Here is a 14,941-nt window from a genome sequence, read left to right as displayed (position 1 = left end):
TCGAGCAATCATACATTAAAGCTAAAGCAACTCTCTTGAAAAAATAATCTGCCAAACTCCCAACCCTAACTTAAACATTATGGCAGTTTTGAAAAATCAACTAGAGGTTTAATATTTTTTAATGGTCTTTCAAATAGGGTTTTCATGGCTGTAGTTTCGTTTGAGAAGCCACAGTTTTTCAGGTAAAAACCATCTCCCAAATTACCACCTTCGTAGTCTTTGCGGTACCCAATTCTGGCGGTAGCATCTGCTGTGAAGGTTATTTTGTTGATTTTCGTTCAACCAGCACTGCTGAAAGTTCGGCTTCCAGATTTGATGCTCATGAAAATCAAATCTTACAGTCATCTTTATTTCGGAACTATAAAACAAGGCAACCAAACGCTGATGCCAGACTTTCAGAGAGAAAATGGGACTTTGAGTATTAAGGGGTTTGTGTGAGTTATAAATTGGAATAGAGATAGCTGTCTATTCGGAATAGACAGCTATGCATTATCTTTAGAAAGTTACTTTTTGGATATGAACTGATTTCTCGCTCTCTGGAAATACAAAATAGGCCGACTTGTTGACTTTATCAATGATGAAGTTCCGACCAGTACTCCAAAAACTATACGAAGAATTTGATGTTCCGACTTTAAATACAGACTGATAGTTTTTCAAATCAACAATGTAAGAACCAGCCGTCGATATATTATAAATGATATAATTTTTGTTGTCGAACTTTACAGTTTCAAGGTATCCATTGTTTGTTACAGGAGAGTGATTTAGAATTTCTCCATTAAATTCAACCGTTAAATCCGAATTAATGACTGAGAGCCCAATTCCGAGTGACTTACTTTCTATATTTTCACTGCCTGGGCTTACAGCCTTGGAAATATTGTAAAATTTTCCATCCTGAAAAACTACGTTTTCTAACTCTATAAAATCTACTCTGTTACTGTATTTCGACTTGTATAATTCAGCCTCAAAAGTTTCTTTCGAAGTAATATTTCCAGTATTATCCATTTGGATTTTCTCAAAAAATGCACCTTTTTTTGATATTCCAAAACCATTGGCGTTTAACAATTTAATTCCAGCGGCAGATTTTATGGCGAAGATTGGCTTGAATGCGTTGTCTTTATTTTCGTTGTCGCCATAGTTGAATTTCTTAGAAATGACCTTTTTGCCTTGGTTGTCAAAATAATAGAAGTAAAAATCGTTGGCAACAGGGTTTCTTGGGGCTTTTCCAAGAGCCGGTTGATTGCTGCTAAATAAATATATTACACCCGCTGGTTCACCTTTTTCGCTTAACACTTGGAGTCGCTTGATAAATTTGGTTATGTAAGGCTGGAATTCTTCATAAGATTCTTTGACTTTCCCCTTTTCGTCAAATACTATGAAGACATTATTTTTGTAGGCTGCATAATTGTCATTTTCATCGGTTTTAATAAGAAATTGTATCATATTACCCTCAGATAGCTGAAAAGCTTTTTCCTCCCTTGTTAATAGTCCATTTAGTTTGGGGTCTTGAAAGTCAAGTTTATGCGTGTTTATTACTGGATTGAAAAAACCATTCTCTTTCGCTTGGAGTCTAAAATCTTTTGAAACAGTTACTGCTTTTGAATTTTTAATTTTAAGGACTCCGTCATGGTCAGTTACTAAGGTATTGTATGTTGCCCGTTCGATGTCTAGCTCGGGGTTGGATTTTAGAAAATCCAACATACTACCAGCAAAGCTTAAATTTTCTGGATAAACTGACTTGGCAAAGATTGGGATTTTAAGAAACGAAGGTTTGATGTTGACGTTTCTAGGAGAGTAAAAGAAGTTGGCTGCCGAGCCTTTGGGATTGAGATTCAGATCATGCTTAAATGTTATGAAATATGGAAAATACTCAATGTCTTCCATTTTGGTTTCAAAGAATTTTTTGTTTATCTGCTGAGAGTAGGTTAAAGGGTTTCCAAATTCCCCCTTCCCTCTAAACCTTTGAGTGAAAAATGTTACGATTTCACCATTTTGATTGATATTGAAATTGGTAATAATCGGCGGACTTTCTTGGTCCTTGAAAAGATTTAAAGTTATGGAAACTTTTTTGTCTAGTTTTTGAGCAATTGTGCTGTTTGTTAGGAATAGTGAAATAATAATGATGGATAATTTTTTCATTAATTGTTTTGATTTAATTATGGAAATAAATACCAGCTAAACACATGCCAGAAAAATTCCTTAAGTAAATAAAATGGCCTTGGGTGGTTTGTAATTACAAATGGTTACCAAAAAATACATAGGATACTTAGGATGTCTGGTTGCAGTCTAATAGTTAATTATTAGTTAGTTGTGGGTTTGCTATTTCATCTAAAACATATTTTAAACTTAATTTGGCAATTGTTCAAAATTCATTTGAGGTTTAATATTTTTTAATGGTCTTTCAAATAGGGTTTTTATGGCTGTGGTTTTGTTTGAAAATCCACAGTTTTTGAGGTAAAAACCATCTCCCAAATTACCACCTTCGTAGTCTTTGCGGTACCCAATTCTGGCGGTAGCGTCAGCTGTGAAGGTTATTTTGTTGATTTCGACCCAACCTTTTTTTGTGTCAAACGCCCATTGGTTTCTGTATGTAGCTTGACGAGCTTGGTTTCCGGTTTCTGGCTCGAAGTTTTCCAAAAAAGAATATAGATTTTTCAAGTAAGTGTTGGTCTTGGGTCTTTTGAAACTCGCTATCAATAACCACTGGTTTTCTTCGGGTGCAAAAAAGTATGCCGTGTAGATAGTAAATCCAAGGCCGTCAGGTTTGGCACCAACCAAAAATTTGTAATTATTGCCAACTTTCCAGTTGTATTTCAAATAACTCTGGCCACCTGCCCCTTCGTTTCAAAACTCACCCGTGTATACATTTTTGCCTTTTTTTAGCATAATTATCTTATGATCTAAGGGGATTTTACTTGGATCGTCTGTAGTAAAAGGACTCCAAATAGAAAACAAAACTCTTCTTTCAGTTTCAGAATTTACTTGCATGCCAAAATATCCTTCGCCAAAACCATTGGCCATGTAATAAGAGCCAATTATGTCGTTTTTTTCTGGAACAGTCATTTCCGAATAAAACCATTCGATATTTTCTAATCCATCGGTGTTATAATTGAGATGAACAGAAGGCCCGCGTCTTCCCCAATAGAAGTAATTGCCCTCGTTGTTTTTCACGAAGGCAGTTTCTGAGTTTACACAACTTCCACTTATGCCGATGGCTGATATTTCGCCAAAAGTATTTCCTTGTTTTTCGATACCAACGAGTTGTATTTCCACATATCCAGCCTTCAATATATCCCATTCACCAGCCATCGTTTCAGCTTCGCCTTTTAGCTCAATCACGTTACTTTTGCCTGAAATTGATATTTTTATTTTGCTACTTACAGCTTCTGAAAATACTGAAATTTTGAGTTTTCCAACCTTATTTACTTTGAAATAAACTTTGCAGACTTGATCAATGATCGTCCAATTTCCCAACCCTTTCTCCGTAATTTCAGCCCCGTTTGTAACCCAAGCATTGCCACCGAGTGGTATTTTTTGGAGGTTTGGGTCATGGGAATGCATCAAGGGTATAGCAATGGATTTACATCCTGAAATGATGAAAAGACAAATGATGAAACTTATTCTTTTTAATTCTAACATTAAATTATCTTTAGTCCTTTTATATTTAAAAACTGACTATCATAGGAAATCAATTCTATATTTTCAGAAATGGCTTGGGCAATTAAAACCATGTCAAATGGATCTTTATACGTAAATTCTGTTTTTCTTAGGGTTTCCAAATGTTTTAGAGCGATTGGCAAACTTTCAAAGCCGTTAGCTTTCAGTATGGTTTCAAAGTTACCTTCAAATTCTAGTTTGCCAATTTTTTCTTTAATTCCAATTTCAAAGAAGCTCGCTACACTAACGAAAATGGTCTTTTCGGAATCCGCTATCAAGTCATAATGGTCTTTTTTTAGTTTACTTGGTTCTGATAACCACCAAATCAATATGTGTGTATCAATTAGTATTTTTCTCATTTCGGAATATCTCATTGTTATCAAACAATTCACTTACAGCAACATCGGATTCTTCCCAAGTGCCCAAAACCTTGATTTTACCCGTTAACTGTCCGGGTACTCGTTTTTGTTTTTTTAAAGCCACTAACTCTACAACGGGCTGATTGTTACGAGCAATAATAATTTTCTCGCCATTAAGTACCTTATTTATCAACGCAGACAACTGACTTTTGGCGTCATGAATGTTTACAGTCTCCATAAATCATATTTTATTTAGCTAAGTTAGCTAATGCACTTTAGATTCTAATATTTTTTGCAAAGAATTTTCAAGGTCAAGAGAGGTATTTGATTAGATTTCTCTAAAATTGCAGAAAAATAACCAAACTTATGGCCTCCATATTCACGAAAATCATAAATGGTGAGATTCCTTGCCACAAAATAGCCGAAACAGAAGATTTCTTTGCGTTTTTAGATGTATTTCCATGTGCACCTGGACATACTTTGGTGGTGCCGAAAAAGGAAGTGGACTACCTTTTTGATCTTTCGGATGAACTTTATGCTGGATTGATGGCTTTTGCAAAGTCTTTGGAACCGGCCATTCGTAAGGCTGTACCTTGTAAAAGAGTGGGCGTAGCAGTTATTGGCTTAGAAGTGCCTCATGCACATGTACATCTGATACCGATGAATAGCATGAACGACATGAATTTCAACTCTAAAATAAAGATTTCGCAGGAAGAATTGGCCGAAATTGCTGGGAAGATTATAGGAAATTTGTAATTTTTCGTAAATTGTACCTTTATTCAAGAATATGGTAAACACTGATATTGCGAGTTTGAAAAGCCGAATTGCTAAATTAAAAGAAAGCAAGATTTTGATTTTAGACGAAAAGTCAAAGTCTATGTTGTTAGATATGAATAGTGAGTCTGAGGCTTATAGACAAGGAAGAGTCAAGAAAAGGAAGATTGCCACACACTACTTTCATTCCTAAATAGCATGCCTGATTTTGTGGTAATTGCTGGACCAAATGGGTCGGGGAAATCTTTTTATTCGACAGAGGATGATAGCTCTCTTGCCAAGACATATTCTACAAGAAGTTTTGATTTTGATTTTCGATTTTCAGAACTTTTCAAGAGTTTTTTAAATATTATGACTTCTCAAATCGAAGAGAATTTATATAATAGAGTTAAAGAAATATTTGAAGAGGAAGCCGAAGAAGCCATAAAATGCTTTAAATCTTTTTCTTTCCAGACCAATTTTGATAGTCCAACTATTGATATTTGGAGAGAGAAGTTCGCAAATTGTGGTTTTAATACAGTTTTAACTTTTCTATTCTTGGAAGATGTTGAATTGTGTAAAAAGAGAGTGGAAATGAGGCTTTCAAATGGAGGACACTATGTAGACAGCAAGACTATAGAAGCAAGATATATCAAAGGATTAATTAATCTAGACACCTATTTCTCAAAATATACACAAGTTACGATTATTGACAGTAGTAGCTTTGCAGAGGTCAGGCAGCTTTTTGATTACTCCAATAGAAAAGTGAAATATATTGACGAAAAATTTATCGATATTGTCACCAAATATAATCTAATAAATTTAAAGTCATCAATCGATAGTTTTATGAATTCTCATGAAGTCTAAATTTCTTCACCTTAAACTCATACCAATAAACTACCCCAATAAACAAAAATGTCAGGAGCATGTGGTAAGGGACTGATACCCAATAATTGCTGATATGAATTTGGGTATTGGCTAAAATAATCAATCCCGCACCTAACAAGTAGGCCGAGATTTCTTTTAGTTCGTAGGGTATTGGGTAATGCTTTTGCCCCAAAATATAGCAAGCCACCACCATAAAAAACGATGAAATAGTAAAGGTGATCGCACAACCCAAGTAGCCAAGTCTTGGTATGAGAATTACGTTCAGAATGATTGTCAAAATCATAGCTGCGATGGTAAGATAAGTGCCAAATTTGGTCTTGTCTACCAATTTAAACCAAATAGACGTATTGCCATAAACACCTATAAATAAGTTGGCTAAGAGCAATATTGGCACAATGTAAAGCCCTGAACGATAATTTTCTCCAATCAGAAGACCAATCCAGTCAAGGTTCAGACTTACACCAACCCAGAGAATTATACAGGCAATGGTAAACCATTTGGTGCTGAGTGCTATCAAATTGGGTGAGTTTTTGTCGCCCAATTTTGAGAAAAAAAGTGGGTCGGCGGCATAGCGATAAGCCTGAACCACCAGTGTCATAAATATGGACAATTTATAAACTTGTGAGTAAATGCTAAAAGCCTGGTCCGGTTTTGGGAAGTCGGAATAGAAGCCTTCAGGCAACAACTCCCTGAACATCAGTCGGTCGGCTGTGAGGTTGATGGCTCCTGCCAGACCCATTATCATAAGTGGATAGGCATAAACCAAAACTTCTTTCAACTTTGGCCAGTTTATGGTGAATTTGAAACCAACAAACTCTTTCCACAATAAACCAAGCGTAATCATACTGGCTACATAATTGGCCCAAATGATATAGTCAGGGCCGATGTTGGCATTGTAAATAAACGCCGCAAAAGGTTTTAGGTTAGGTAAGAACTTGTCTTTCAGGATATTATTGCAGAAAATCAGATAAAAGGCATTTAAGAAAATATTGATGGCAATATTGGTGATTTTAATGCCTACAAATCGTTTGGCTTTGTTTTGGGCTCGCAGTTTTACAAAAGCGATGGCACAAATGGCGTCTATGGCAATAATGATGGCCAACATAATAACCAAGCGTTCTTTTCCGGGAAAACGCATGGCATTTACCAAGGGCGTGGCACCTAAAATCAATCCCAAAGAAAGTACGCCACTCAGAACAATGATGAAACTAAGGATGAGATTAAAATACTCCGACTGATTTTCTTTTTTGGAGCCATATCTGAAAAAAGCGGTTTCCATACCAAAGGTAAATAGGATGTTCAGTGGAATTACGTAGGTGTAGAGTTGGGCGTTTTCGGTGAGGAGCTCGGGCTGTTCAAATACACGGGTGTGTACAATTACCAAAAGCCAGTTTAGCAGTCGACCCACAATGCTGCTCATTCCATAAAGCACTGTGTCGCCAGCTAATTTTTTTACTAAACTCATTTATAAAAATTCAAAATTGAGCCGCAATGTTCCGAATTTTTGGGCAAGAATGCAAAAGAAACGGCGACTTTCGTTCTTCTGTAACAAATAGCACTTTCAGATTATTGAAATTTCTTTACATTTACTTTTAAATTTATTCTAACCATTTTATGATGAAAAAAGTATCCTTTTTATTTGCTATTGTTTTTATTTCTTTCTCAGTTTCTGCCCAACGAGAATTTTATGAATTGCGGGTTTACACCATGAAGTTCGGCTCGCCTGCTTCGGGATTACACAATTATCTTGAGAAGGCTCTTTTGCCTGCATTGAACAGGCAAGGTGTGAAAAATATTGGAACTTTTGAAGAGTGGAGTCAAGACAATCCTGCCAAAATTTATGTATTGATTCCTTACGAAAGCATATCGGCTTACGAAAAAGTAACCAAAGGCGTCAATTCCGACAGAGTTTTTACCGAAAATTCTGCCGAATACAATACCATTACCCAAGATAAGGTACCCTTTACCAGATATGAAACTTCCTTTTTTAATGCTTTTTCGGGAATTCCGCAACTCATCAAACCAGAAACTGGCTCAATGGTTTTTGAAATGCGTACTTACGAAGGCTACATAGAAGATGCCTATCAAAGAAAAATAAAGATGTTTAACGAAGGCGAGTTGCAGATTTTTAAGGAAACTGGACTGCATTCGGTTATGTTTGGAGAAAAAATAGCAGGGCCACAAATGCCTTGCCTGACTTATATGCTTGCCTTTAAAGACTTGGCTGAGCGAGATGCCAACTGGAAGAAATTCTCGGATCATCCAGAATGGAAACGTATCTCAAAACTTCCCGAATACGCCAACACGGTTTCAAACATCCATCGTGTGTTTTTGAAGCCGTTGAAGTATTCGCAGCTGTAGAAGTGAATGTGAATTTTATGATTTCGAATTTACTTTCTTAATTTTAAGTATAAATCAATAGACTTATGAGTTTAGGAGAGTTGAGGTCGAATTTTCATTCATAAATTTATAGGGTTGATAATGAGATACTTTGAGACTTTAGTAAAAAAAAGCCTGCAAGAGTGAATCTTACAGGCTTTAGATGAAAAAGAATGATTTGCAGACTAATATTTTCGAAAATCATTGGGAGTCACCACCTTGCACATCGTCGTTTTTGATGCCACGTTTGTTCTTTTTGATGGATTCTTTGAGCTTACCAAACTTGTAATTCAAACTCACGCTGAACGACCTGAAGTAATCTATTCTTTCATTATTTTGTAAGAAATCAGGTCCAAAACTCTCCCTGATATTTTTACGATATTTGTTGAAAGGGTTGTTTACCGATGCCGAAAACGATAGTTTGTCTTTGGTAATGTCTTTGTTTACACTGGCCGAATATCCGAAATAACTGTTCATGTTTTCTTGAATGTTAATACTTGGACCACGGTAGTTAAGGTTAGCATTTACCCTCAGATTTTTTTCGAATCTGTAGCCCGTTGAAAGGTTGGCTCCGTACATCACGCCTCTGTTTTTGATGAGGGCGTTGTTGATAATACCTTCGGTGTATGCAAAGGCCAATCGAGTGTTCAGGCTTAAGTTCCATTTTTTGGTGATGGGGTGATTAAGATTGGTATTTATCATTGGTAACAATCTTGCTTTTCCCACATTTCCGAAAGATGAACGAGTGATTTTGGTGGCGGAATCATACACTATAACCGGGAAAAACATGTCTTTTATCAAGGATGTCCCTACCGAAACACTGACGGCCGTTTTGCCAGACCAATTGTAGCCAATGTTTATGTCATTCATGATAGATGGCCTTAGTGCTGGGTTACCTGTTCTTTCAAAGTTGGGGTTTGAACGGTCAACAAATGGGTTTAATTGATAAATTCCTGGTCTACTGATACGTTGTGTATAGCCAATGTTGACCCCACTCTTTTTGAATTTTCGGTTTACAGAAACCGTAGGAATTAGATTAAAGTAATTTTGATTTACTTTGGAATTGGTCGAAACGAAGTTTGCATCGAGTATGGTTTGTTCAAGTCGAGCACCTGCTTTTACACCCCAGTTTTTGGCGTTGTATTGCCATGTATTGTACACACCATATATGTTCTGAATATTAGAAAACTCGTTGCTAAGGTTATTGATTTTTTCGTATCCACCAGTTTCTTGGTTGTGACTATTGTAGGTGAAATTACTCGCATTTTTTCTGAAAATCCCCTTTATACCAGCTTCAACGGTTACTTTTTTGCTAAGCGGATGCACGTAATCTATCTGGCCAGTTTGTTCGCCAAAAGTCTGGTTGTTTAACTGTAAATAATTGGGTAAATTGTAGTTTACTCTTTCCGAAATTTGAAGGTCGGCTTCTTGCGTATTGTCAAATCCGTAGTATCTATACGAAAAAGTCAGCAGCTGATTTTTGTTTTTTCTAAAGCCACGTTGATAATTTAGCCCCAAATCCATCCCATCGCCATTTCCGTTGCCTTTGTTTAGTAAATAGTAACTTTGAGCAATTTCTTTGTTGATTTCCAAAGCTGAATTTTGGCTATTTGTGCCACTGTTTAGGTTCCCATTAATATTAAATTGAGACGAAAGTAGATTCAAACTGTCTAGCTCATAGCTAAGTTCCAAACCCAAATAAGCCCCTTGATTTTGGTTTTTGTTTACTCCTCTTTGGTTGAGCATAGTGCTTGTTGGCCCAAAGGTATTTCTTTCATTTAGAAATGACGACTCTGGATTGTTGTACTGATTGGCTCCGCCAAAGGCCGAAAGTCCCCATTTGCCAATTTTTGCTGATAAATTTCCGCCAATTCCAGGACCACCAATCGAAAAACGCTCGTTTACATTCAGGCTTCCATTATAACCATTGTCCAATGCTTTGTTGGTAATGATGTTTATGATACCAGCCAAGCCTTCGGCGTCGTATTTAGAGGGCGGCGTGGTAATGACTTCTATTTTTTGGATAGAAGATGCAGGCATACTTCTTAGCACTTCTTTGTAGCTACGCTCCATCATGCTGGAAGGCTTTCCGTTGATGAATATCTTGAAATCGCCTGAGCCTTTCAGTTGAATATTTTCATCTGCATCAAGAGACAGGTGCGGGATTTTCCGCATCATCTCCAATACACTAAATACCTTACTTTCAGGATCTGCTTGAGTGTCGTAGGCAATTCTGTCTACTTCTTGGTGTACGATTTGCTTCGTGGCGGTTACGCTAAGTTCTTTGAGTCCAAGCGTACTTTCTGCTATCAGGATATTTCCCAAATCAAGTATGGTTTTGGTAGAATCGGTAAGGTCGGCCTGAATGGTTTTTGATTTAAAACCTACACCACCGATCACCAGGTAATATTTGTAGGGTTTCATGCCTACAAATTGAAATGAACCATCAGCCTTGCTGTAATCTACTTTTACTGGCAAGTTTTTGTCTTTCAGTAAGTTTACTGTTACAAAATCAATGGGTTTTTGTGAAGCCGAATCTAGGATTAAACCTTTGATTTGTAGTCCCGCGGGTTTCGTCTGGGCCTGTGCATTTGCAAGCCAAAACAGGCTGCAAAGGATAAGTGATAATTTTTTTAATAGCTTTTTCATTTTGTTTGTTTTGTACGTTTCCTATGATTTGGACAATAGCTTTCCTGCAGGGCAAAAGCTCTGTTTTTTTTTCTTTTCGACAGTTTATTCTGTCGATGCCAAAAGCCATGCACGGCAATCAGCTTAAGATATCAATTGATGATACAAATATATAGTAAGGTACTTTGTGATGCAAGGTATTGGGTGAAAAATATTTGAAATGCTTCAAAAATATTTTAAAACCGCCTTAATATGTTCTGAAAATGTTTTGGGAAGTAAAAAATAGGAGTTAAGGTAAAGATATATAGTCTGTTATGAGTGATTTAAAAACATATTTATTTGCCAAACAAGCCTGTTTTTTTAACAGATTTCTTTTGCAAAATCAATGCAACACTTCAGAATTTGAACGGTGACTGTCACTCAGATCTCAAACTGTTGACTGGATTTGTTAGTGCCGCTCGCAAACTGTAATAAGCAATGGTAAGTATAGCAATAAGAAGCACAGAAGCAAAAAATAGGGCCATTAGACTAAAATTCACTCCGTTGTTGAAAGTAAATATGCTGTTGAAAAACAAACCACTCAAAACACCGATAGGCAAGGCAATACAACCAGCAATAAGTAGAAGTTTGAGAAAACTCCATGAGAGAATACGAACCACTTGGGCTATCGAAGCTCCCACTACTTTTCTGATTCCGATCTCCTTAATACGTTTTTCGGTGGTATAAATTACCATTCCGAGTAAACCCATGACAGCAATCACCAATATCACCAAACAGGCCATACCCATCATTTTCATGTCTTCGGCCGGGTAATATCTGTCATACATTTCATCCTCAAACCAGCCATAAGACAGGGGCTCAAAAGGATTTTGGTTCTTCCAAAGTGATTTTATGTACTTTTCGAACTCTGCGTGATCTGCCTGAGTGTTTGTTTTTATCACAATGGTCTGAAAAAGTGCTGGGTTATACTGAAAAACCAAAGGCTGGATTTCGAATTGATAGTTGAAATGACAGAAATTTTGGACGACGCCAATGACTTGTACTTCGGCTTGGTCGTTGATAAAAATCGTTTTTCCAATAGCCTCTTTCGGGTTTCCAAGCTGTAGTTTCTCCACGGCTTTTTCGTTTAAAACCACAAAATTGCTAGCTGAATCAGAATTTGAAATCGGAAGATTTTGCCCAGCCAAAAAAGTCAGACGCATGTTTTCTATAAAATTGTGGTCGGCTGCGTAATAATACGACGCCTGACCTTCTGTGTTTTTGTTGGCTTTAATGCCTAGCTGAGTGGCCAATCCGCCAAAAGGAACTGAAGTGGCTCCTACTTTTTCTACGTCTTTGTTTTTGACTATTTCATTGACCAGCAGGCGATAATTTTTTTCTGGAATAGAGATATTAAAAATGCCTTTTCTATTAAAATTTTCGTTTTCAGTAGCCATATATTTAAACTGATTGTACATGTGGCCGATCTGAAATACAAAGCCCATCGTAACCACGAATTGTGTAACAATCAAGCTCTTACGGAAACTTATCTTGCCGAAAGACGCCGGAGATAGTGAGCCTTTCAGTACTTTGACAGGCTGAAAACTTGATAACACCCATGCAGGTAGACTGCCTGCCGTAATACCCAAAAACAGTGTAAACACCCCAAAGAGCACCATCACCAAGTATGGATTATCCACTTTCCAAGTGACCCAATCCACATGGATGTATTGCTTCATCAACAGCAAAATTATAACACCGACACTCAATGCGAAAAATGCAATAATAACGGCCTCAGATATAAATTGAAGAACCAATTGAGACCGAACAGCTCCCATTACCTTTCTTACGCCAACCTCTCTGGAGCGACTTAATGACCGTGCCAAAGTGAGATTGGTATAATTGAAGCCCGCCAGCAACAGAATCATTAACGGAATGGAAAAATTGACATAAATATCGCTCCATTTGTCTACGTAGGGGTTGTTTTGGAGGTCTTCTTGGCTTGGAGAAATATCCGCAAGTGCTTGTTTCCTGAACTGATTCGTCTTTTTTTCGAGGGTGGAATTCGTTTTCTGAGCAATTTGAGCCAGGGCCAAATCTAAGGAAGCTGGCAGGACATTTGGTTTTAATTTTACAAAAGTGTAGCTGTCGTATTCACCCCAAGACTTCAAATTCGTCGCTTCTTTATTCCTATTTGTGTAGGTGGCCATAGAAACCATCACGTCACTCTTAAACTGTGTTTCTTTCTTAAAGGGCAGCAAAACACCCGTCACCTTGAACATACCATAAGAAGGGTGCGAGAGAATCTGCCCAATAGGATTTGTGTTTTTGTAGAACTTTTTGGCTATTTCGTGGCTGATAACCAGGGTGTTGGGTTCCATAGGATATTCTCCCTTTTCTAATTTGAAATTGAATACATTAAAAAAATCGGGTTCTACATAAATTGTATTTACTCGAAAACTTTTGAGTCGATTTTTGAGTTCCCAGCCAAATTCTCTTAAAGTTTTTGTGGCAAACTCTGTACTTGCGTAATCATTTCTTAGCTTATCGGCCAATAAAAATGGTGATGAAGCATAACTCGTTTTTCCGCCCCCTTTGCTTTTTTCATCGCTTATGACTCTAAAAATCCGCTCAGGATTTTTGTGGAAATTGTCATACTCAAAGGTGCTTTGCAGGTGAAGTAATGAAAGCAAAGCAAATGGCAGTGCAAGACCCAAACCAAAAATATTGATAAAGGAAAATAGCTTGTTTTTCCAGAGATTCCTAAAGGCAATTTTGATGTAATTTTTGAGCATAAGTTTTGATTTTGAAAACAAAATGAAGAAGTCCTCAAATCCAAATTCTAAAATTTTTCTGAGGACTTCTTAACACGTAACAAATAGTTTTTTCATAACCCTGTAAAGATAGTTTCAAATGCTGTGCCAATAGTTTATATTATTGAATATCAATATTTTGCAAATCTGCTGTTCGTTTTTTTCGTCCGAAAACGAACACTTTTGTACGTGTGTGGACGAGGGAGAGGAGTCGTGTGTTTAATTATTTCATATAAGAAAAGGAATCTCTAAATCCTCACCTTCTTCCCAGTTTCAGCCGCCTTATAAATAGCATCCAAAACTTTCATGTCTTTCCAACCCTCAATTCCCGAAATATGATCAGGCATTGGTTTATTTTCTAATATTATCTTGCCGATGGCATCCATTTGAGCGGCTTGCTGGTTTATTTGTGGAAAATCCATCTCTTTTTCGTGTGTACGGCCTTTGAATGGGCCATAACTGATGGCGGGACTAAGTTCAAAGCGTCCATTTTCGGCACTTGCATATAGCCTATCTATACCTGCCGCAAGGGTTGAAGTAGATGTACAAACTGCACCGCTGGGGAACTCCATTTGCCAAGTGATAGATTCTTCCACTTCGGTGAACAATTCTTTTCGTAAAATTGGACCAAACTGAGCGGTGACTGTAACGGGTTCTTCGCCAGTGATATACCTGCCTGCTTGCACACAATACACCCCAAGGTTCATCAATGGGCCGCCTCCAGCCAATTTTTTACTTAATCTCCACTCGCCTTTTTCGCCAGCAAAATATCCCAATGAAGCTTCAACAACTCTAACTTTTCCGAATATCTCTTTCTGACCTAAACGCATCATTTCCATGTTATAAGGCTCAAAATGAAGGCGATAGCCCATGGCTAGCTGCACATTGTTATCTTTACAAACTTTTATCATCTCCAAGCAATCGGCTGCATTGATGGCCATGGGTTTTTCTACCAATACATGCTTTTTGGCTTTTGCGGCTCGTATCGCATATTCTTTGTGCATGGCATTTGGCAAAATGATGTATACCAAGTCTATGTCTAGATTGTCCTTTATTTTATCGAAATTCTCGTAATTGTATCTATTTTTGGTCGGAATGTTATATTCTTTGCCCCAAGATTCCAGTTTTTCTGGTGAGCCACTGACCAAGCCAGCTACCTCACAATATTGGCAGTCTTTCATTTGCGATGCCATATATTCGGCATATCGTCCAAGGCCTACCAAAGCTACTTTGATTTTCTTTCCTTCATATTTAGATGGAGAATTGGCAAAAGATAGGGATGGAATCAAGGCTGAAGAGGCGGTAATTCCTTTTATAAATGATCTACGGTTTAGGGCTTCTTTCATGTAAAAAGTCTTTAGTTTATTTTATGCAATTCTAAAGCCAATATCCATATTAAATTACTTTTTATCACAAAAAAATATAATTAATCGCAAATTATTTAAATGTGTCAAAAATACACTATATTTGAATTTTCAACCTTAAAAT

13 protein-coding genes and 1 pseudogene are annotated in these 14,941 nt (G+C 37.1%); 5 read left to right on the top strand and 9 right to left on the bottom strand.

Annotated elements, in window-relative coordinates:
- Window positions 1-77: 77 nt before the first annotated feature.
- The gene (locus tag EGI26_RS21290) at window positions 78-233 is read right to left on the bottom strand and encodes a hypothetical protein (protein ID WP_409035351.1); all 156 of its coding nucleotides are present in this window, start codon (window positions 231-233) and stop codon (window positions 78-80) included.
- On the opposite strand from EGI26_RS21290, the gene EGI26_RS02530 reads away from it, so the two are divergent.
- A complete protein-coding gene (locus tag EGI26_RS02530; RefSeq protein ID WP_255076133.1) occupies window positions 220-438 on the top strand; it encodes a hypothetical protein in 219 nt (72 codons plus the stop codon). The two genes, EGI26_RS21290 and EGI26_RS02530, sit on opposite strands and share 14 nt — an antisense overlap.
- A 57-nt stretch (window positions 439-495) precedes the next feature.
- Here EGI26_RS02530 and EGI26_RS02525 read toward each other — a convergent pair whose 3' ends face one another.
- The 4 genes and pseudogenes from EGI26_RS02525 to EGI26_RS02510 all read right to left on the bottom strand — a co-directional run bounded on the left by EGI26_RS02525 (window position 496) and on the right by EGI26_RS02510 (window position 4,251).
- Complete coding sequence (locus EGI26_RS02525) at window positions 496-2,136, bottom strand: hypothetical protein (protein ID WP_255076132.1); 1,641 nt, start codon at window positions 2,134-2,136, stop codon at window positions 496-498.
- 207 nt (window positions 2,137-2,343) lie between these two features.
- A pseudogene (locus EGI26_RS02520) lies at window positions 2,344-3,558 on the bottom strand (DUF3472 domain-containing protein).
- 77 nt (window positions 3,559-3,635) lie between these two features.
- Window positions 3,636-4,013 carry a type II toxin-antitoxin system VapC family toxin gene (locus EGI26_RS02515; protein WP_255076131.1) on the bottom strand — a complete coding sequence of 126 codons (378 nt, stop codon included), beginning with the start codon at window positions 4,011-4,013 and terminating at the stop codon, window positions 3,636-3,638.
- Window positions 3,994-4,251: a type II toxin-antitoxin system Phd/YefM family antitoxin gene (locus EGI26_RS02510; protein ID WP_255076130.1), complete on the bottom strand. Its 258-nt coding sequence runs from the start codon at window positions 4,249-4,251 to the stop codon at window positions 3,994-3,996. The genes EGI26_RS02515 and EGI26_RS02510 overlap by 20 nt, the downstream gene beginning before the upstream one ends.
- Before the next feature lie 128 nt (window positions 4,252-4,379).
- On the opposite strand from EGI26_RS02510, the gene EGI26_RS02505 reads away from it, so the two are divergent.
- Genes EGI26_RS02505 through EGI26_RS02495 form a run of 3 tightly spaced genes read left to right on the top strand, consistent with a single transcriptional unit; the run spans window position 4,380 to window position 5,633 of the window.
- Window positions 4,380-4,769, top strand: a complete 390-nt coding sequence (locus EGI26_RS02505) for an HIT family protein (RefSeq protein ID WP_255076129.1) — start codon at window positions 4,380-4,382, stop codon at window positions 4,767-4,769.
- A 31-nt stretch (window positions 4,770-4,800) separates the two neighbouring features.
- On the top strand, window positions 4,801-4,980 hold the full coding sequence (locus EGI26_RS02500; protein WP_255076128.1) for a hypothetical protein: 180 nt from the start codon (window positions 4,801-4,803) through the stop codon (window positions 4,978-4,980).
- A 5-nt stretch (window positions 4,981-4,985) separates the two neighbouring features.
- Complete coding sequence (locus tag EGI26_RS02495; protein ID WP_255076127.1) at window positions 4,986-5,633, top strand: hypothetical protein; 648 nt, start codon at window positions 4,986-4,988, stop codon at window positions 5,631-5,633.
- On the opposite strand, the gene EGI26_RS02490 is transcribed toward EGI26_RS02495, so the two are convergent.
- Complete coding sequence (locus tag EGI26_RS02490) at window positions 5,611-7,119, bottom strand: lipopolysaccharide biosynthesis protein (protein ID WP_255076126.1); 1,509 nt, start codon at window positions 7,117-7,119, stop codon at window positions 5,611-5,613. The genes EGI26_RS02495 and EGI26_RS02490 overlap by 23 nt on opposite strands.
- Window positions 7,120-7,268: 149 nt before the next feature.
- Here EGI26_RS02490 and EGI26_RS02485 point away from each other — a divergent pair, with 149 nt between their 5' ends.
- Window positions 7,269-8,015 carry an NIPSNAP family protein gene (locus EGI26_RS02485; protein ID WP_255076125.1) on the top strand — a complete coding sequence of 249 codons (747 nt, stop codon included), beginning with the start codon at window positions 7,269-7,271 and terminating at the stop codon, window positions 8,013-8,015.
- Window positions 8,016-8,234: 219 nt separating this feature from the next.
- Here the strand turns inward: EGI26_RS02485 and EGI26_RS02480 are convergent, their stop codons facing one another.
- The 3 genes from EGI26_RS02480 to EGI26_RS02470 form a co-directional block, all read right to left on the bottom strand.
- Window positions 8,235-10,682, bottom strand: coding sequence for an outer membrane beta-barrel protein (locus EGI26_RS02480; protein ID WP_255076124.1), 2,448 nt, complete (start codon window positions 10,680-10,682; stop codon window positions 8,235-8,237).
- Window positions 10,683-11,077: 395 nt separating this feature from the next.
- The gene (locus EGI26_RS02475; protein WP_255076123.1) at window positions 11,078-13,435 is read right to left on the bottom strand and encodes an ABC transporter permease; all 2,358 of its coding nucleotides are present in this window, start codon (window positions 13,433-13,435) and stop codon (window positions 11,078-11,080) included.
- Window positions 13,436-13,701: 266 nt separating this feature from the next.
- Window positions 13,702-14,799, bottom strand: coding sequence for a Gfo/Idh/MocA family protein (locus EGI26_RS02470; RefSeq protein ID WP_255076121.1), 1,098 nt, complete (start codon window positions 14,797-14,799; stop codon window positions 13,702-13,704).
- Window positions 14,800-14,941: the final 142 nt, after the last annotated feature.

Source organism: Lacihabitans sp. CCS-44 (assembly GCF_024343735.1).
Lineage (GTDB): Bacteria > Bacteroidota > Bacteroidia > Cytophagales > Spirosomataceae > Leadbetterella.
This window is presented reverse-complemented; position numbering and strand designations above follow the sequence as displayed.